Annotated in this window: 14 protein-coding genes; 10 read left to right on the top strand and 4 right to left on the bottom strand. The window is 48.9% G+C overall.

The window, feature by feature from the left end; translation table 11 throughout:
- Nucleotides 1-534 precede the first annotated feature (534 nt).
- On the top strand, nt 535-1,593 hold the full coding sequence (locus tag ABVN36_RS05470; RefSeq protein WP_000475246.1) for a methyl-accepting chemotaxis protein: 1,059 nt from the start codon (nt 535-537) through the stop codon (nt 1,591-1,593).
- 299 nt (nt 1,594-1,892) lie between these two features.
- Here the strand turns inward: ABVN36_RS05470 and uxaC are convergent, their stop codons facing one another.
- The 3 genes from uxaC to uxuA all read right to left on the bottom strand — a co-directional run bounded on the left by uxaC (nt 1,893) and on the right by uxuA (nt 6,084).
- Nucleotides 1,893-3,305 (bottom strand): glucuronate isomerase, encoded by a 1,413-nt coding sequence (gene uxaC / locus ABVN36_RS05465; RefSeq protein ID WP_000190180.1) that lies wholly within the window; start codon nt 3,303-3,305, stop codon nt 1,893-1,895.
- Between the two features lie 11 nt (nt 3,306-3,316).
- Complete coding sequence (locus tag ABVN36_RS05460; protein WP_000437132.1) at nt 3,317-4,789, bottom strand: fructuronate reductase; 1,473 nt, start codon at nt 4,787-4,789, stop codon at nt 3,317-3,319.
- 110 nt (nt 4,790-4,899) lie between these two features.
- Nucleotides 4,900-6,084 carry a mannonate dehydratase gene (gene uxuA, locus ABVN36_RS05455; protein ID WP_023138733.1) on the bottom strand — a complete coding sequence of 395 codons (1,185 nt, stop codon included), beginning with the start codon at nt 6,082-6,084 and terminating at the stop codon, nt 4,900-4,902.
- 404 nt (nt 6,085-6,488) lie between these two features.
- Between uxuA and ABVN36_RS05450 the strand changes: the two genes are divergently transcribed.
- From ABVN36_RS05450 to iraD, 5 genes are all read left to right on the top strand, one after another.
- A complete protein-coding gene (locus ABVN36_RS05450; RefSeq protein ID WP_000784371.1) occupies nt 6,489-7,793 on the top strand; it encodes an MFS transporter in 1,305 nt (434 codons plus the stop codon).
- A 395-nt stretch (nt 7,794-8,188) separates the two neighbouring features.
- Complete coding sequence (locus ABVN36_RS05445; RefSeq protein ID WP_023138734.1) at nt 8,189-9,067, top strand: carbon-nitrogen hydrolase family protein; 879 nt, start codon at nt 8,189-8,191, stop codon at nt 9,065-9,067.
- A gap of 38 nt (nt 9,068-9,105) precedes the next feature.
- The gene (locus tag ABVN36_RS05440; protein ID WP_000540891.1) at nt 9,106-10,029 is read left to right on the top strand and encodes a polysaccharide deacetylase; all 924 of its coding nucleotides are present in this window, start codon (nt 9,106-9,108) and stop codon (nt 10,027-10,029) included.
- 725 nt (nt 10,030-10,754) lie between these two features.
- The gene (locus ABVN36_RS05435; protein WP_023138735.1) at nt 10,755-11,240 is read left to right on the top strand and encodes an Hcp family type VI secretion system effector; all 486 of its coding nucleotides are present in this window, start codon (nt 10,755-10,757) and stop codon (nt 11,238-11,240) included.
- Nucleotides 11,240-11,620 (top strand): anti-adapter protein IraD, encoded by a 381-nt coding sequence (gene iraD, locus ABVN36_RS05430; RefSeq protein ID WP_001772482.1) that lies wholly within the window; start codon nt 11,240-11,242, stop codon nt 11,618-11,620. Before ABVN36_RS05435 ends, iraD begins: the two co-directional genes overlap by 1 nt.
- Before the next feature lie 134 nt (nt 11,621-11,754).
- Here the strand turns inward: iraD and ABVN36_RS05425 are convergent, their stop codons facing one another.
- A complete protein-coding gene (locus ABVN36_RS05425; protein ID WP_023138736.1) occupies nt 11,755-13,239 on the bottom strand; it encodes an NAD-dependent phenylacetaldehyde dehydrogenase in 1,485 nt (494 codons plus the stop codon).
- 161 nt (nt 13,240-13,400) lie between these two features.
- On the opposite strand from ABVN36_RS05425, the gene ABVN36_RS05420 reads away from it, so the two are divergent.
- From ABVN36_RS05420 to ABVN36_RS05405, 4 genes are all read left to right on the top strand, one after another.
- The gene (locus ABVN36_RS05420) at nt 13,401-14,702 is read left to right on the top strand and encodes an FAD-binding oxidoreductase (protein WP_001092814.1); all 1,302 of its coding nucleotides are present in this window, start codon (nt 13,401-13,403) and stop codon (nt 14,700-14,702) included.
- A gap of 14 nt (nt 14,703-14,716) precedes the next feature.
- Nucleotides 14,717-15,091: a cupin domain-containing protein gene (locus tag ABVN36_RS05415; RefSeq protein WP_000542984.1), complete on the top strand. Its 375-nt coding sequence runs from the start codon at nt 14,717-14,719 to the stop codon at nt 15,089-15,091.
- 208 nt (nt 15,092-15,299) lie between these two features.
- Nucleotides 15,300-16,799, top strand: coding sequence for an APC family permease (locus ABVN36_RS05410; RefSeq protein ID WP_000475960.1), 1,500 nt, complete (start codon nt 15,300-15,302; stop codon nt 16,797-16,799).
- Nucleotides 16,777-17,334 (top strand): DUF3156 family protein, encoded by a 558-nt coding sequence (locus ABVN36_RS05405; protein ID WP_033903646.1) that lies wholly within the window; start codon nt 16,777-16,779, stop codon nt 17,332-17,334. Before ABVN36_RS05410 ends, ABVN36_RS05405 begins: the two co-directional genes overlap by 23 nt.
- The last annotated feature ends 60 nt before the right edge of the window (nt 17,335-17,394 follow it).

Genomic DNA, 17,394 nt, shown 5'->3' with positions numbered 1-17,394 from the left:
ACGCAGGCGGTGACGCTCGCCGCGTTGGCGCATCCGTTTCCTGATTTTCGACTAATCGATACTTTTTGCGGCTGGTTACGCTGCGCCCATTCCTTTGGATTTAGGTCATGCCTGTTTGGCTGGTAAACGGACAGCATAATATATTGATGAGTCCAAATGATATTATTGGTCATATAAAAAGTTTACGTTAGGTTATTTTTCTATTGCAAAAGTTTGCGTTTAAACCCTGTCTGCAATCTTCGTGGCGAGATATAGCTACACCTAAGTAAATGCAGTTAATTATTATTCAGCTATTGTTGTCAGCCTTGTAAATAATATTTCCGTATAAAGCGAAGCGACTTCCATCATGACTATTAATGGTATTGTTGAATAGTTTACCTTGTAATTATTTAAGTTTGGTGGACGTTTTGTCTTATTCTGGTGAGCGTATGGTTATGGCAGATGACAGCCGATTTTTCATTATGTTAGCATGAGTTGATAATACTTTATCCAGGCATAGATCAGGATGTCCACATATAATAAGGAGAATGGTATATGTTTAAAAAAGTATTAGGCTTGCGCCACTGGAATAATAATGTTGTAAAAATACCGCCGCCAGCAGCAGAATCTGGCGCTAATGCGTCTGACGTGGTGGTGGATACTCCTGAGCCTTATGAGCGGATACTGTGTCAAAAAATTCTGATGGGGATCTCGACGATCGATATCATTCGTAATGCCATCATTAAGTCCTGTGAGCAGCTCAACATTGAAAAAGAACGCATTAATGAACTTAACGAACAGAATGATAAAGCCAGAAGTTCATTAAAATCGCTCGTGGAATTTATCACCGAAATTGGCACGACTTCATCGGATATTGGCTGTCGTATGGGCGACTTAAATACCTCCTTAACGCAAATTAATGCGTGTATTAAAGAGATACAGAAGATCGCTAACCAGACCAATTTGATTGCGATTAACTCCGCGATCGAGGCCGCGCGCGTAGGGGATGCCGGGCGTGGTTTTAGCGTTATTTCGAAAGAGGTGAAAAACCTGTCCGAAGATGTTAAACACAGTTCGAAAAGCGTCAGTACGTTAACCTCTGTAATCAAAGATAATACGGCCAGAGTGAGTGAGGTACTGGATAACCAACAGCCGGTTATTGATAATATTACGACTAACATAAATCAAATTGTGGAGTCTATTGGCATCGTCATCGATAAATCGCTGAGCATGAAATCGGTCATGCAGTACATCTCTACGGTGCAGTTTTTGAATATTGTCAAAGTTGACCATGTTATCTGGAAAATGGAAGTCTACAAATTACTCTTAAATAAAGACATAAACAGTAAAATAACGATGCACGATCAGTGTCGGCTGGGGAAATGGTACTACGGTTTTGAAGGGCAGCAGTTTAGCAATTACTACAGTTTCCGTAGTCTGGAAGCGCCGCATAAAGAGGTGCATACCGCTGGTCACTCTGCGCTGAACTATTTTGCCGCAGGCGATATGAATGCGATGTCGCAAGAACTCGACAGAATGGAGCGATCCAGTAATGAGGTGGTTAACCAGCTGGAAATGCTGGCTGTCGATTTATTAAAAGAAACCACACTGTGAAGTCATAAGTTATTACCGTATAACCAACTGGAGCCATCATCAACAGGACTGATGTATCACACTTTCTGCACTGGAGTTATTCCGGACAGAGAAAAAAAGCATGACGCAGAAGATGGCTGTGTTTGTTTACCCGAATCACTTACCTTAGTAAGTGATTCGGGATTAATCAGCAACATCTTTGCTTTTTATCGGCGGCCAGACTTTGGCTGGAAAAGTGCGTTACTGCTAAATTTCTCACTCTCTTACCGCCTTCCTGCCCCTCGAAATACCTGAGACCTGTGCTCACAGATTAATAGCGATTATTTAATCGTGAAATAACGCTGGGCATTATTGAAGCAGATATCCTGAACCATACGGCTTAGCATCGCTTCATCATCAGGAATCTCTCCGTCCTGCGCCCACTGTCCCAGCAGGTTACAGAGAATACGACGGAAATATTCATGTCGCGTATAAGAAAGGAAACTGCGGGAGTCGGTCAGCATCCCGACAAACTGACTTAACAGTCCCATTTGCGACAGTTGCTCCAGTTGGCGCAGCATCCCGTCTTTCTGATCGTTAAACCACCAGCCGGAACCAAACTGCACTTTTCCGGCAATTCCCGGCCCCTGGAAGTTACCGATCATGGTCGCCAGGACTTCGTTATCACGTGGGTTCAGGCAATAGAGGATAGTCTTGGGCAGTTCATTGGTCACATCCATACTGTCGAGCAAACGGGAGAGCGCCCAGCTAATGTTATTATCGCCAATGGAGTCAAAGCCGGTATCCGGCCCCAGCAGGCGGAACATACGGGTATTATTGTTACGGATCGCGCCAATATGTAGCTGCATCACCCAGCCGCGCGCGGCGTACTGACGGCCCAGCCAGACCAGCACCGCCGTGGTAAACTGGGCGATCTCAAGTTCGCTCAACGTTTCGCCAGCCAGACGTTTGCCCAGAATGGCGTCAAGCTGTGCGTCGTCGGGTACTGGCGCAAATCGCAGCGTTTCAATGCCATGATCCGACGCGCGGCAGCCGCAGGCGGCGAAATGGTCGAGGCGGCGAGTGAGCGCCTGACGTAAATCGTCGAAACGGGTAATGCTGACATCTGCCGCCGCTTCCAGTTTCCCCAGGTAATCGACAAAGCCGTCCAGTTCGATTTTGAAAACTTTGTCGGGGCGCCAGCTTGGCGCGACTTCAATATCAATGCTGTCGTCGGCGGCTATCTGGCGGTGATATTCCAGAGAATCTATCGGGTCGTCGGTGGTTCCGACCATCCGCACATTCATCTGCTGCATAATACCGCGCGCGGAAAAGGCCGGCGTCGCCAGTTTCTCATTACACTGCGTCCAGATACTTTCCGCGGTATCCGGTCCGAACAGCGTACCTGTAATGCCAAATGGACGGCGTAGTTCAAGGTGCGTCCAGTGATACAGCGGATTGCCCAGCGTTTTTGGTACGGTATTGGCCCAGGCCATATATTTTTCATAATCGCTGGTCTCTTTGCCGGTGATCAGCGACTCATCCACGCCTGCGCTTCGTAGCGCTCGCCATTTATAGTGGTCGCCTTCCAGCCAGATCTGACCGAGGTTATCGAAACGGCGATCGTCGGCGATTTCCTGCGGACTTAAATGGCAGTGGAAGTCATAAATCGGCATGGGCGCGGCGTATTTATGGTACAGCGTGCGGGCAATGTCGTTTTTAAGTAGAAAATCTTCAGTCATAAACGTAGCCATGATTTATCTCCTTACTTAGCCAGCGCTTCTACCGTGGCTTTCGCGCCATTCTGCAATAGCTGTTGGTAAGCGTCGGTAACGGCTTGCACAAATTCGTGGTTCTTCGGCAGGTCGTTGCCAAAGATAGACTCGATGGCCAGTAGCCCGCGAACGCGTTCTTCCGGCGTCTGATATTGCTGATGAATCGCCTGATACTGCGCGAGCAGCGGATCGACGACATCAATGGTTTTACCTTGCTCATCGACACCGCCGACGTAACGCATCCATCCGGCGACGCCCAGCGTCAGGCGGCGATAGTCATCGCCCTGTTGCAAGTGCAGACGTACCGGGTCCAACAGACGCTGCGGCAGTTTCTGACTGCCATCCATCGCGATCTGCCAGGTGCGGTGTTTCAACGAGGGGTTAGTGAAACGCGCGATCAACAAATTCGCATACCCTTCCAGATCGGTGCCTTCCGGCATTGACAACGTCGGCGCTTGTTCATCAAGCATCAGCGCCAGCGCCGCGCGCCGGTAAGCCGGGTTGGTCATGGTATCGGCGATAGTGTCATACCCGCCGAGATAACCCAGATAGGCGAGGAAAGAGTGGCTGCCGTTAAGCATACGCAACTTCATCATCTCAAACGGTACGACATCTGCAACGAATTGCGCGCCGACGGTGTCCCAGTCCGGGCGACCATTCACAAAGTTATCTTCGATGACCCACTGGCGGAAGGGTTCGCAGGCGATAGCGCAAGGATCATAAACGCCTAACTGGTCGGCAACCAGTTGTAGCGTCTCTTCGGTCGCCGCCGGAACAATGCGGTCAACCATGGTGCAGGGGAAGGTCACATTGTCGGCAATCCATGCGGCGAGGGCGGCATCGCGAGCTTTTGCCAGGCCGAGGACGGCAGCCTTCGCGACGTGACCATTCTCGCGTACGTTATCGCATGACAGCACGGTAAAAGCTTTCAGTCCTTGCTCCCGGCGCATGTTTAGCGCTTCGACAATATAGCCAATGGCGGATTTAGGCTGCTGTGGATGGGCAAGATCGTTTTGGATAAGCGGATTATTGACATCAAGCTCGCCGCTGGCGGGGTCGGTGCAGTAGCCTTTTTCGGTCACGGTTAAGGAGACGATGGCGGTTTCCGGGCGCGCCATTGCCGCCAGAATCCCTGCATGGCCGTCGAATTCAGGGTGCAGCGCTTCTTTCATTGAACCGATAATTTTCAGTTCGGTGCTTTCTGCGCCGCGTTCTGCAACGGTGTACAGCAGATTTTGCGCTTTCAGGTTCGCGATCAGCCGCGCGTCGTTACCCGGCATCAGGTTCACTTCACAAATGCCCCAGTCGCTGTCGCTCTTTTCCAGTAGATGATGAGTAAAGAGCGCCTGGTGCGCGCGGTGAAACGCCCCGCAGCCCAGATGCACAATACGGGATACCAGACGTGATTTGTCCCAGTTTGGGCGGGCGACGGAAACCTGGGCGGTGGCGATATTCTGTTCCATTGCAAACTCCTGTCATTCGACGTCTTCGCCCGCGATCTCCGGGGCGAGGCATGTTGCTATTGCATTGAGTAGGGGAAATCGCATGACGCGTCGCGCCATGCGAAAGAAGGTTATTTGCTAAAGAAAGCGCGCTGGATAGCCAGTTCGACGCCGCGGACTTCCGCAAGCCCTTTCAGACGGCCAATGGCGGAATAACCCGGATTCGTTTTCTTCTTCAGATCGTCCAGCATCTGATGACCGTGGTCCGGGCGCATTGGGATCAGATCGTCGCTACCTTCGGCTTTACGACGGTGCTCTTCTTCCACAATCGCTTTAACGACTTCATACATATCCACATCGCCGTGCAAATGGGCGGCCTCGTGGAAGGTCTTCGGATTCTCTTCGCGCAGCGTAGAGCGCAGATGCGTAAAGTAGATGCGCGGACCAAATTGCTTGATCATATCAACCAGATCGTTGTCAGCGCGCACGCCGTAAGATCCGGTACACATGGTGAAGCCGTTCGCCATGCTATTAACGGTTTCCACCATCCATTGCATGTCTTCAATGGTAGAGATAATGCGCGGCAGGCCGAGAATAGGGCGCGGCGGATCGTCAGGGTGAACGGCCATACGCACGCCAACCTCGTCGGCAACCGGAATAATGGCTTTCAGGAAATAGGCAAAATGTTCACGCAGTTTTGCTTTATCGATATCTTTATACGTCGCCAGGTGTTGACGGAACTGATCCAGCGTATAGCCTTCTTCCGCGCCAGGTAAACCGGCAATAATGTTGCGGGTCAGACGTGCTTTGTCTTCCTCGCTCATGGTGGCGAAACGCCGCTCTGCCTGAGCAATCTCTTCTGCCGTATAGTCGGCTTCTGCTCCCGGACGCTTCAGGATGTGCAGTTCGAACGCGGCGAATTCAATCTGGTCAAAACGCAACGCTTTGGAACCATCCGGTAATACGTATTCCAGATCCGTACGTGTCCAGTCCAGTACCGGCATAAAGTTATAGCAAACCGTATAGATACCGCATTGCGCCAGGTTACGCAGCGTTTGCTGGTAGTTTTTGATCCATAAATCGTACTGACCGGTGTGGGTTTTGATATCTTCGTGGATAGGTACGCTCTCTACCACAGACCACTCCAGACCCGCCTCTTCAACGATAGCTTTACGTTTCTGGATCTCGTCTACCGACCAAATTTCTCCATTCGGGATATGGTGTAACGCCGTTACCACGCCGGTTGCGCCAGCCTGGCGTACATCTGACAGCGTTACCGGGTCGTTAGGTCCGTACCAGCGCCAGGTTTGTTTCATATCTCGTTTCCTCTTCTTGCGATAACGTCTTCGTGGTTGACCCATTGCCAGCCAACATCGAAACGTGCTTTGTAAACCCGTTCTGACCCCTAAATTCAACCAAAATTTTCCTCATGTCAACCTTATTGTCTAAATTGGCTAACCAAATCACAAATATCATCATTCACGGTCTGCCAATTTTATTTATTTGATCTGCGTCAATTTTTGCTGGGTGAAAAGCATTCACCATTCAACTTGAAATGAGTTGATGTATTTATTTCAAGAATATTAAGGGCGGGAGTTGCCGCCAGATTTTGACCGGTCCGGATGAGAAAATATTGATTGGTCAACCAATTTTTGTGATTTCAGTTTTCCCGCTACAGGTCAGACGGCGCGGAGCTAATGTTTTTTAACGAGGCTTTATCATGAAGATGACAAAATTAAGATGGTGGATTATCGGCCTGGTCTGCGTAGGGACCATCGTAAACTACCTGTCCCGTAGCTCGCTTAGCGTTGCGGCGCCAGCGATGATGAAAGAACTCCATTTTGATGAGCAACAATATTCCTGGGTGGTGAGCGCCTTCCAGCTTTGTTACACCATTGCGCAGCCGATCACCGGCTATTTGATGGATGTCATCGGACTGAAAATCGGCTTCTTTATCTTTGCCTTGTTGTGGTCGCTGATCAACATGGCGCACGCGCTGGCCGGCGGCTGGATAAGTCTGGCATTTCTGCGTGGTCTGATGGGGCTAACCGAAGCGTCAGCGATTCCGGCCGGGATTAAAGCCAGCGCCGAATGGTTCCCGACGAAAGAACGCGGTATTGCGGGGGGCCTGTTTAATATCGGTACTTCGATTGGTGCGATGCTGGCGCCGCCGCTGGTGGTCTGGGCGATGCTGACCTTTGCTGATAGCGGCATCGGTACTGAAATGGCGTTTGTGATTACCGGTGGGATCGGCGTGCTGTTCGCCATCACCTGGTTCCTGATTTATAACTCGCCAAATAAACACCCGTGGATCACCCACAAAGAGCTGCGTTATATCGAAGACGGCCAGGAAAGCTATCTCCAGGACGATAATAAAAAACCGGCCGTTAAAGAGATCGTTAAAAAGCGTAACTTCTGGGCGTTGGCGATTACCCGTTTTCTGGCTGACCCGGCATGGGGAACGCTGAGTTTCTGGATGCCGCTGTATCTGATTAACGTGATGCATCTGCCGTTAAAAGAGATCGCCATGTTTGCCTGGCTGCCATTCCTGGCGGCGGACTTTGGCTGCGTTGCAGGCGGTTTCCTGGCGAAGTTCTTCATGGAAAAGATGCACATGACCACGATCAATGCGCGTCGTTGTAGCTTTACCATCGGCGCTGTTTTGATGATTTCGATCGGTTTTGTCAGCATTACGACTAACCCGTATGTCGCCATTGCATTGATGAGTATTGGCGGTTTTGCGCACCAGACGCTGTCTACCGTCGTGATTACCATGAGCGCTGACCTGTTCAAGAAAAATGAGGTCGCGACGGTTGCCGGTCTGGCAGGATCTGCGGCATGGATGGGACAGTTAAGCTTCAACCTGTTTATGGGGGCATTGGTCGCTATTATCGGTTACGGCCCGTTCTTCATTGCACTCAGTCTGTTCGATATTATCGGCGCCATCATCCTGTGGGTACTGATTAAAGATCCAGAAAAGCACCACCCGCCAATGACGGAACAGCCGCTGGCGTCTCACCGCTAAAGCTGTCTCGGTTTCACTGGCCTGATAAGCGAAGCGCTACCGGGTTCTAACGGCCACCTTCGGGTGGCCGTCTTCATTACCCTTATCGGTAAAAATACGCGTTGGTTTTATACCAGCGCGTTATCATTTAGTTTGCCTGATTATGTTCAGATGCTGAAAATAATATTGTGGTAAGGGTTATTGTTTTTCGCCTGGATTTTTATCGACTCTCTGTCTCGCTGCGATCATCGATAAAGTCCCCTTTATGTAAATAAAGGTTCAATGCTTCTACTCTTTTCTCCATATATTTTGCGCAGCTTCACAAAAAATAACCTGATGTCGTAATGTCCGCGCCCTAATATTCTCCATGCGCTATACGTTAATTTAAGTTTAAATTTCATGCCGGGGATATCACGATGTCACGTAATTTTACTGTTTCAGCTTGTCAGTATATTGTTACTGAAATAAACACTTTTGAAGATTTCATAACAAAGGTAAGGGTGCTTCTTAATAAAAGTCAGGGGGCTGATGTCGTTATCTTCCCGGAGCTATTTACCATTGAGCTATTTACACTATTGAAAAAATGGCAAGAAAGACCCATTTCACACCTAACTTTAATTGATCAGTTTACGGATGCCTATAAGCAGCTTTTTCAACAGGAAGCGAAAGAAAGAGGACAGTTCATTATTGCTGGCTCTCATCTGGAGCAGACTGGAGCAGATCGCTATGAGAATGTTGCGCATATATGGGGACCCGATGGCGAACATTATGCTCACAGTAAGACGCATATCTTCCCGGCTGAACGGGGTTGGTATACTCAGGAAGGCGATAAAATGGCTGTTTTTCAACTGCCATTTGCAAAGGTGGGTTTTAATATTTGTTATGAAGCAGAAATACCGGAGTGTGCCGCGACGCTGGCGGAACAGGGTGCGGAGTTAATTTTAACGCCTTCCGCTACGTTTACTGAACAGGGATTTTGGCGAGTCAGGCATTGTTGCCACGCACGTTGTATTGAAAATCAAATTTATCTTGTTCACTGTTGCCTGGGCGGAAACCCGGGCGGGCCACTGCCTGGCTGCTGGGCCCGAAGTTCAATTTTAAGCCCCTGTGATGTCGTGTGGAAAAATCCACAAGGTATTATCGCAGAGGCGCACGTCAATCAAGAGGATGTCATTTCAGGAGAAATTAACCTCGATGTTCTATATGAAAATAGACTTGGGGGGGCAGCAACAACGTTCAAGGACAGACGCAGAAAAGCAGGCATATATAATATCTGGCCATCACACATTAAATAACAGAATGTGTCCCTTCTATGTATTAGCTGGAGGTCGTTATGGGATATTTAAAATTACCTGAGGGTAAAAGGATTGCGGTCAATCTTGGTGTCGATGTAGATGCTCAGTCTTTATGGCTGGGCGGATTTAATCGACCATCGCCATCCTTTATGTCACGAGGAGAGTTTGGTGCACAAGTTGGCGTACCAAGGCTTCTGAAATTGTTCAAAGAAAATAATATCAAAACCACCTTTTTTATTCCCGGACACACTGTAGACACCTTCCCGGAAATCAGTAAAGCAATTTTTGATGCCGGGCATGAAATCGCTCACCATGGCTACTATCATGAAAATCCGACGCTGGTGAATCGTGATACAGAACGCCGACTTATGGATCTGGCGTTCGCCTGTTATAAAAGACATTTCGGCATACGCCCTGTGGGATACCGTTCTCCCTATTGGGATTATAGCGAGAATACGCTGGATCTTCTGGAGGAAGCCGGTTTTCTCTATGACAGTAGCCTGATGGCGAGAGATCTTGTGCCTTACCATCCTCAACGTTGGCAGGTGAATTGGGAGACGGGAAATATCGCAGGCCCGGCCAGCGCGATTCTGGAAATTCCTGTTAGCTGGTATCTGGATGATTTTCCCGCACTGGCGTATACCGGTAACCAGGAGGGGATGAGCGATACTGACGGTGTTCTGCGACGCTGGAAGGATATTTTTACCTATGCTTATCACCATCAGGAAAACGGTTTATATGCGATGGCTCTTCATCCGCAGATAATCGGTCATGGGCATCATATGATGATGTTGTCACGTTTGATTGAACATATTAAAGGGCATGATGGCGTATGGTTTGCAACCTGTGAAGAGATAGCCAGTGTCTGGGTGGATGACGAAGAGGATCGACAAAAAATGCTCCGTCCTGATGTTCGTGGCGTAGCGCCGGTTCCGGATGATTATGGCTGGCCAGGCAAATGATATCACCTCATGACAATGTTAATATCAGTCGGGTAACGGATTACCCGGGCAGAAGTTACCTGTTTGCCCGCTCGTTAATGCATATTGTCCATCAGAAAGGGAGACTATCCCTGGACGTATAAAATCTTTTTTATTTCGGTCAAAACGTTAATCAACGAGAATAGTTTGTTTTTTGATTTAAATCATTTTTTAGTGTTCACAGGAAAATAAGCAAATAACATTTATAATGTGAGCATTAAGAAAAATAAAATTTCCATAGTGATTAATTTTTATGTAACGCTTTGATTTTTAATGTTTTTGTATGTGTTAATTGATGTAAATCAATTTGTATTTTTTTATTAAATAAGTAAAAATTAAGTTGATATTTGCTTTTTGATGTGTTTTTTATATATAGCTGATTATTATTCTGAAATGTCAATTTTTGAATAACGACGCTGTGATACCGGCACCAGGGATACTTTGCGATAAAAGGGATTGAATATGGCAGAGAGCGTTCAGTATAACCTCAATTGTATTTGGCCACAGCGGGCCAAAACCTTCTATTGCATTGCAACCAGCGGAATAACGTTCATCAGACGTGGGTAAACGTTGGCAAAATCCCTGCAAACCTGGCGCTTTTCACGCTGTGTTTTTTGGTCGTTGCGCTTTTAATAAGAGTCACAAGCGTTGGCCGCCGATATTCGTCTGGCTGCTGAACTGCCACTTGATCAACAAGGAGATAAATCATGGATGCGATTTTTTTAAAGCTCGACAATATCAAAGGCGAAAGCCAGGTTGAAGGCTTTGAAGATCAGATAGAGATCATGTCTTATAGCCACAATGTGGCAATGCAGGTAAATAACGATGTTAGCCTCACCGAGCGGACCTCCGGGCGCGCGCATGTTGGTGAAATGTCGCTCACCAAATTTGTCGACCTCGCCACGCCTGTGCTCAATGAGTACTGCTGTAGCGGGAGGCTAATTAGAACCGCGGTGCTGACGTTGTGCCACAATGACGGCGGCAAAATGCGGTCGCTTATCGTTTATACCCTGACAAACGTGCTGATATCACAACTCAGTGTTAGCGGCGGCGCCGGCGGTAAGCCGGTGGAAACGATGTCGCTGAACTTCACGAAAATCAAATGGCAAATCACTGCCGAGAAATCAGACGGCGCTCAACAGGAGTCCAGAGCGTCAGTATGGGATCTGGCGATGGACCAGATAGGGAAATGATGATGACGCCAACCATTCCGGTCGCGCTATTCGACAGGCTCTTGGTTGAGGGGATAAGCCCACATGAATTGGTACGCCGCAAATTAATATGTTTATTCAACTCTTGCGCCGTGCCAGGTGGCGAGACATTACCGCCGCTGCTCACTCGGGGTATGCCGGAATGGCACGAGGTGAATGTGGGTGACAAACGGGTTCTCAACTGGTTTTGCCGTGAGCTTCGCGCTGCTATTTTACGTTATGAACCGAGCATCAACATGCTGAAAGTCAGTGTAAAAGATGCCTATCATCAGACGCTGGCGTTGTCTTTGGAAGCGATGTTACAGGATGAGTCTGAACCGTTAAGACTGGAGATAGCCTACTCTAACGGTAGATGGCGCTAGTAATGCAGGAAGGAACGCCGGGCCGGGCGTTTAACATTACCCACAAGCAATAAAACGCAGCGAGCGAACCTGATAATCAGGCAGATAGTCCACCTTTCGGTATGGTTGATCTGCCTGCATCATTTTCAGGATGGTTAATAACGGACCATGACCGATTTAAGTTCGGTATAGTCATCAATAAACGCGCTGCCAAATTCACGACCAATGCCCGATCCTTTCATCCCTCCAAAGGGTACCGCGGGATCGAGGAAGGTATGCATATTGACCCATACCATGCCAGCATCAATATCTTCAGCGTAGCGTAATGCCTTAGATATATTTTCCGACCACACACTTGCAGCAAGGCCGAATGGCGAATCGTTGATATGCGAAAGCGCCTCTTTTTCATTCTGATAACCGATAAAGCTACAGACAGGGCCAAAGGTCTCCTCGTGCATCAGCGTACTGTTTTTACTACGCACTTTTACCGCTGTCGGCTGTAAAAAGTACCCTTCGCCGGGTAAAGTTTCACCGCCGTAAACAATGGTATCCCCTTCTTCCCGTGCGCGTTGAATCAGATGCAGCACTTTTTCAAGCTGAACCTGATTCGCCAGCGGGCCCATCACCGTTTTTTCATTTAAAGGGGAGCCGGGCACGATCTCCGATAACCGTTGCCTGAGGAGCGTCATGACCGTATCCAGTTTTTCCTGGGGCAGATAAAAACGCTCTGCGGCAGCACAAATCTGTCCTTGATTCAGATAACCGGCTTCAAGAATACCGTTGACCATGGCTTGTGCCGTGAGATCATTGAGAAACAGCGCCGCATTTTTCCCTCCCAGTTCGAGGGTAACGCGTTTTCCTGACGATGTTGCCGAACGCCGGACTTTCTCACCTGTCGCAACTGACCCGGTGAAACTCACTTTGGCGCAATCTGGATGCGCGATCAGCTGTTGCGCTATCTCACCGCCAGCACCGTTTACCACGTTAATTACGCCATCAGGGAAACCTGCCTCTTTAGCCAGCTCAGCGACTCGCAGCAGTGTCAGCGGGGTATATTCACTTGGTTTAATGACGATGGTGCAGCCACATACCAGCGCTGCGGCCAGTTTCCAGATAGCAATCATAATTGAGAAATTCCACGGCACAATACCGACGACCACACCAATGGGTTGGCGTTGGGTAAACGCTGTGTATTTCTCTTCTCCCATTGATGGCAGGGAGACATTCAGCGTTTCACCGGTTATTTTTCCTGCCCAACCGGCAAAGTAACGCAGGAAGGCCACTGACTGATCGAGTTCAAGACCGCGCGACAGCATAATCGTTTTACCTGAACAGACGCTTTCCAGTTGAGCTAACTCTTCACGATGAGCGGCAAGAGTATCAGCCAGTTTCAGCAGTAATGCGCCGCGTTGTAACGTTGGCATTTTACGCCAGACATCAAACGCCCGTCTGGCGCTCTGCATGGCCTGTTCTGCCTGCGCAGGGGTTGCCGACACAACGTCGGCGATGATTTTGCCGGTGGCTGGGTTAGTGACCGAGAAGTTCGTGCCGTTTCCGGCCTGACGTTCACCTGCAATAAATTGTCCGTGTCGTTGGCGTAAAAAAGTCGTTACTTCGGCAAGTAATGTCACATTGCTCATCAGAAGTGCCTGTAGGTCAGGAATGTACGTTTTTCCATCCCAACATACTTTTTCGGAGCTGAATATCGTTCCAAAGAACGTCATTCTTCCGGACGATATTTTGTAAAACGTTACCGTGCTGTGATAGCGCTCTTAGTCAAGCGTGATGACAAGGTAACGCGATGAATACAAAAATCGATGCGTTGAATTACTACGGCGCGACGAAAAAATACCCGTTGCATTTTCCTGCTCTGCAAGACGATATTGATGCCGATGTGGTGATCATTGGCGGTGGCTTTTCAGGCATCAATACCGCGCTGGAACTGGCGGAGCAGGGGATCACTAATGTTGTCGTTCTGGAAGCCCGCCATCTTGGGTATGGCGGCACCGGGCGAAACGGCGGTCAGGTGATGGCCGGTATAGGTCACGACATCGAAGCCGTTAAAAAATATGTAGGCGCAGCGGGAATGGAGACGCTATTTAAAATCTCGAACCTCGGCGCGGGTATTATTCGGGAGCGAATTCGTAAATACCATATTGATGCTGATTTTGTTCCCGGATATGGTTATCTGGCCTACAACCAGCGGCAGTTAAAAACGCTGCAACAATGGGAAAAAGAATTCAAAGCCGCCACGCCGGAAGATGATATTGAACTCTATACCGGTAAAGACGTGCAGCAGGTTATTGGTTCCGACGTCTACTGCGGTGTTCTCAAGCATATGGGGGGAGGGCATGTCCACTCGCTGAATTTATTGCTGGGCTCCGCTCAGGCTGCAAATTCGCTGGGGGTGAAGATATTCGAATATTCACCAGTGGTTGAGGTCAGTTACGGTAAGACAGTGCGGGTACGTACTGCGATGGGCAGCGTAAAAGCGGCCAAATTGCTGTGGGCCTGTGATAGTTTTCTCAATAATCTGGAACCAGAAATTTATAAGAAAACGCTGGTTACTTATTCTTATCAGGTCTCTACAGAACCTCTCTCCAGCGAGCTTGTTGAGCGGATCAGTCCCTTGCGCGGGGCTTTTAGTGATATCCGCCCGGTGATAAATTACTACCGTCTCACAAAAGAAAACCGTCTGCTTTTTGGCAGCGCCACAAGGTTTCTTGAATATACCCCGCACGATTTTGCTGCCTGGAACCGCACTCTGTTGACGGAGGTCTTCCCTTATTTGAAAGACGTTAAAATCGATTTTGCCTGGGGCGGACCGATGGCCTGTAGCGCGAATCTGTTTCCGCAGATTGGCACGCTTCGTGAACACAATAATGTTTTTTATGTTCAGGGTTATTCCGGATTTGGCGTCACGCCTTCCCATATTGTATGCAAAATCCTGGCCGAAGGAATAAATGGCGGTTCCGAGCGGTATCGTCTGATGAGTAGCATTCCCCACGCGACAATTTATGGTCGCGACAGTTTACGTCTATTGCTGGTCAGTGCGGGAAAACTGATACATCAAACAGCCGGTTTCTGGAAAGGCCGGAATTAACCAGGAGAACATTAATGCACGCTTTTAAACTCAATCAACCTGTTCCTGAATTACAGCCAGTCGGGAGTGTCAGCCTGTTGGGGGCGTTGCCAACAGAAGGCGATCCCCAGGTCGCCGTTGCGATGATTTACGGTAAACCTGAGGATGTATTTACCTGTGGATTATTTTCATCGACCCGCGGCGGTTTCACGATGATTTATCCCTTTACCGAGCACGCAACCGTGCTGGAAGGGGAAGTGGAACTCACTGTTGCGGGTCAGGAACCGATACGTTTTTCACCAGGCGATAGTTGGTTTGTTGAACAGGGAACCGAAGTGGCATGGAAAGTTTTAACGCCCCGTTTCGTAAAACATTATCTGGCAAACGTTGAAAGCCATAAACAGGGTTGAATCCTTTAATTGTTCGTCAGTAGCGTTGGCATCACTGGGGAGAATAACGCGCTCCCCACTTGCTATTAGCGCATGCGGGGACGGCGTCACAACGTTATTTACCGTTATCCCTCTTCAGGACGATACCTGTTAGATGCGGTGCCTGCCATAAATAAGCGTTATTCCGGAGCGGTAATTTATTGTTGTAATAATAGTGAAGAGGTTGACCATGTTTAAAAACAGACTTGCCAGCCATCTTGAACGTGGCGTTATTGGTTTCCCCACGACGCTTGCCAGCTCCGTCGGGCTGATTATGGCAAGCCCGGTGATCCTGACCGTGACCAGTGGTTTTGGCTCAGGGGGAGATACCTTTGCCCTTGCGGTATTACTGGCATTTATTATGATGCAAGCGCAGATTACCACCTTTGCCGAAGCGGCAACGCTTATTCCCACGACTGGCTCCGTCTACGACTATATTTCCTGCGGGATGGGGCGTTTTTTCGCTATCACCGGTGCGCTTTGCGCTTACCTGATCGTACACATTTTTGCCGGCACGGCAGAAACGATTCTCGCTGGCGTCATGGCGCTGGTGAACTTTGAGTCTGTTAGCGAACACGTGGCCATGCAGCACAATACCTGGATGGTTGGCGTCGGCATGGTAGTGGTTTTCGGGTTACTGAATGCCATTGGTGTTGAAGTATTTGGCAAGGTGGAAGTGTTTCTTACATTCGGTATGTGGACTACCCTGACCATCTTCGGTTTATGCGGGATCCTGTTATCCCCGGTCACTCATCATTCCGGGTGGTTTGGCGCACCGCTTGATGTCAGTAATCTTTCTGGTCTGTTTGGTTATATTGGCATGGCGATGTTTATGTTCGTCGGTTGTGAACTGGTCACGCCAATGGCGCCGGAAATTAAAAAAGCGCATCGTACGATTCCCAGAGCGATGGCGCTTGGCCTTTTAGCGGTGGCAGGTTGTATGTTCCTCTATGGCGCTGCGATTAACCGGCAGGTAAATAATGTGGTGGTCGATGCGGCAAACCATATCTTTTTACTGGATACGCCGATGGCTATTCCCGCCTTTGCCAATCGTGTCATGGGACATGTCGGGCAATACTGGCTGGGCGTGGGGTTGTTGTTAGCGGGATGTGCGACGATTAATACGCTAATGGCGGCAGTACCGCGTATTATATACGGCATGGCGCTGGACGGCGCTTTGCCGCGGTTTCTGACCTGGTTGCACCCCCGCTTTAAAACACCGGTCATCGCCATCGCATTCGGTGTTGCGATTCCCTGTTTACATGCCTGGTATCTGAACGGTGATATCGACCACATTGTTCCGCTGATCCTCGCTGCGGTCTGCGCCTGGGGAGTCGCTTATCTGCTGGTAACGTTATCGGTCGTTATCTTACGTATTCGGCGCCCCGATTTGCCACGCGCTTACCGGGCCCCCTGGTTTCCCTTACCTCAGATTATTTCGAGCGTGGGTATTATTATCGCCATTATTAATATCGCGCCTCCAGGAATGAACAGTCGGGATGTACTTATACCATTCGGTATTATGCTTGGATTGACTGCCGCCTATGCCTTATTCTGGACATTATGTGTGCAACGGGTTAATCCTTTCCTCCCGCTTCCGGTAGAAGAGGTTGTGGAACGGGCGATGGGCAATTATGAAAAGCGAAACAATGAAGAGATGACGCCAGATGTCCTCCGTCCCCTGGTTTAAGAGCACATTAATGAACATGGTGTTACGTGATTTGAGCGGCTGGCGTTGTGAAAAATTGACCGAACATAGCGCCGTGCTGCATCTGAATGCATTTACCCAGGTTATCTGCCATGTTCAGCAAAAACGGTTATTCATGGCCAGTATTCACAGTTGTGAATTCAGGGTGAAAGGCACAATCAATTATCCTTTGCAGGGCAAAATTCGCGCTCATCAGCCCGGATGGCTGAAACGTTATCCCGTCATTTTTACTGGCAGTAAAAGTACCGCCGGGCTGATTAACTATCTTAATCGTTTCCCCAATTTACAACAGACTCTGAGTGAACTGGATTATCGTCGGTTTACGCTGGTTTTACATCATAAGGAATGGTATTGCGGCATTGAGCTATGGGCTGCTAGCGAAGTGGTTTGTAAAATGCCGCCGCTGCGCCGTTATCTGCGGCTTGAGCGGCACCAGCGTGTTCTTCTGCTTAGTGTGATAAATATGATCAATCAGGCCATGAATCAATGGCTGCAACAGGATACCGACGCCAGATAATATGACATTTTATTGAGGCATCAGCTCAGAGAGTGGTATTAATTCAGGCATATATGACAT

The sequence above is a fragment of the Salmonella sp. SJTUF15581 genome (genome assembly GCF_043356775.1).
GTDB classification, from domain to species: domain Bacteria; phylum Pseudomonadota; class Gammaproteobacteria; order Enterobacterales; family Enterobacteriaceae; genus Salmonella; species Salmonella enterica.
This window is presented reverse-complemented; position numbering and strand designations above follow the sequence as displayed.

Bases quoted from the DNA above. Each gene is read 5' to 3' on its own strand.
- ABVN36_RS05460 (WP_000437132.1), bottom strand. From the start codon at position 4,789: ATGGAACAGAATATCGCCACCGCCCAGGTTTCCGTCGCCCGCCCAAAC.
- uxaC (WP_000190180.1), bottom strand. From the start codon at position 3,305: ATGGCTACGTTTATGACTGAAGATTTTCTACTTAAAAACGACATTGCC.
- ABVN36_RS05435 (WP_023138735.1), top strand. From the start codon at position 10,755: ATGGATGCGATTTTTTTAAAGCTCGACAATATCAAAGGCGAAAGCCAG.
- ABVN36_RS05470 (WP_000475246.1), top strand. From the start codon at position 535: ATGTTTAAAAAAGTATTAGGCTTGCGCCACTGGAATAATAATGTTGTA.
- ABVN36_RS05425 (WP_023138736.1), bottom strand. From the start codon at position 13,239: ATGAGCAATGTGACATTACTTGCCGAAGTAACGACTTTTTTACGCCAA.
- uxuA (WP_023138733.1), bottom strand. From the start codon at position 6,084: ATGAAACAAACCTGGCGCTGGTACGGACCTAACGACCCGGTAACGCTG.
- ABVN36_RS05405 (WP_033903646.1), top strand. From the start codon at position 16,777: ATGTCCTCCGTCCCCTGGTTTAAGAGCACATTAATGAACATGGTGTTA.
- ABVN36_RS05420 (WP_001092814.1), top strand. From the start codon at position 13,401: ATGAATACAAAAATCGATGCGTTGAATTACTACGGCGCGACGAAAAAA.
- ABVN36_RS05410 (WP_000475960.1), top strand. From the start codon at position 15,300: ATGTTTAAAAACAGACTTGCCAGCCATCTTGAACGTGGCGTTATTGGT.
- ABVN36_RS05415 (WP_000542984.1), top strand. From the start codon at position 14,717: ATGCACGCTTTTAAACTCAATCAACCTGTTCCTGAATTACAGCCAGTC.
- ABVN36_RS05445 (WP_023138734.1), top strand. From the start codon at position 8,189: ATGTCACGTAATTTTACTGTTTCAGCTTGTCAGTATATTGTTACTGAA.
- ABVN36_RS05440 (WP_000540891.1), top strand. From the start codon at position 9,106: ATGGGATATTTAAAATTACCTGAGGGTAAAAGGATTGCGGTCAATCTT.
- ABVN36_RS05450 (WP_000784371.1), top strand. From the start codon at position 6,489: ATGAAGATGACAAAATTAAGATGGTGGATTATCGGCCTGGTCTGCGTA.
- iraD (WP_001772482.1), top strand. From the start codon at position 11,240: ATGATGACGCCAACCATTCCGGTCGCGCTATTCGACAGGCTCTTGGTT.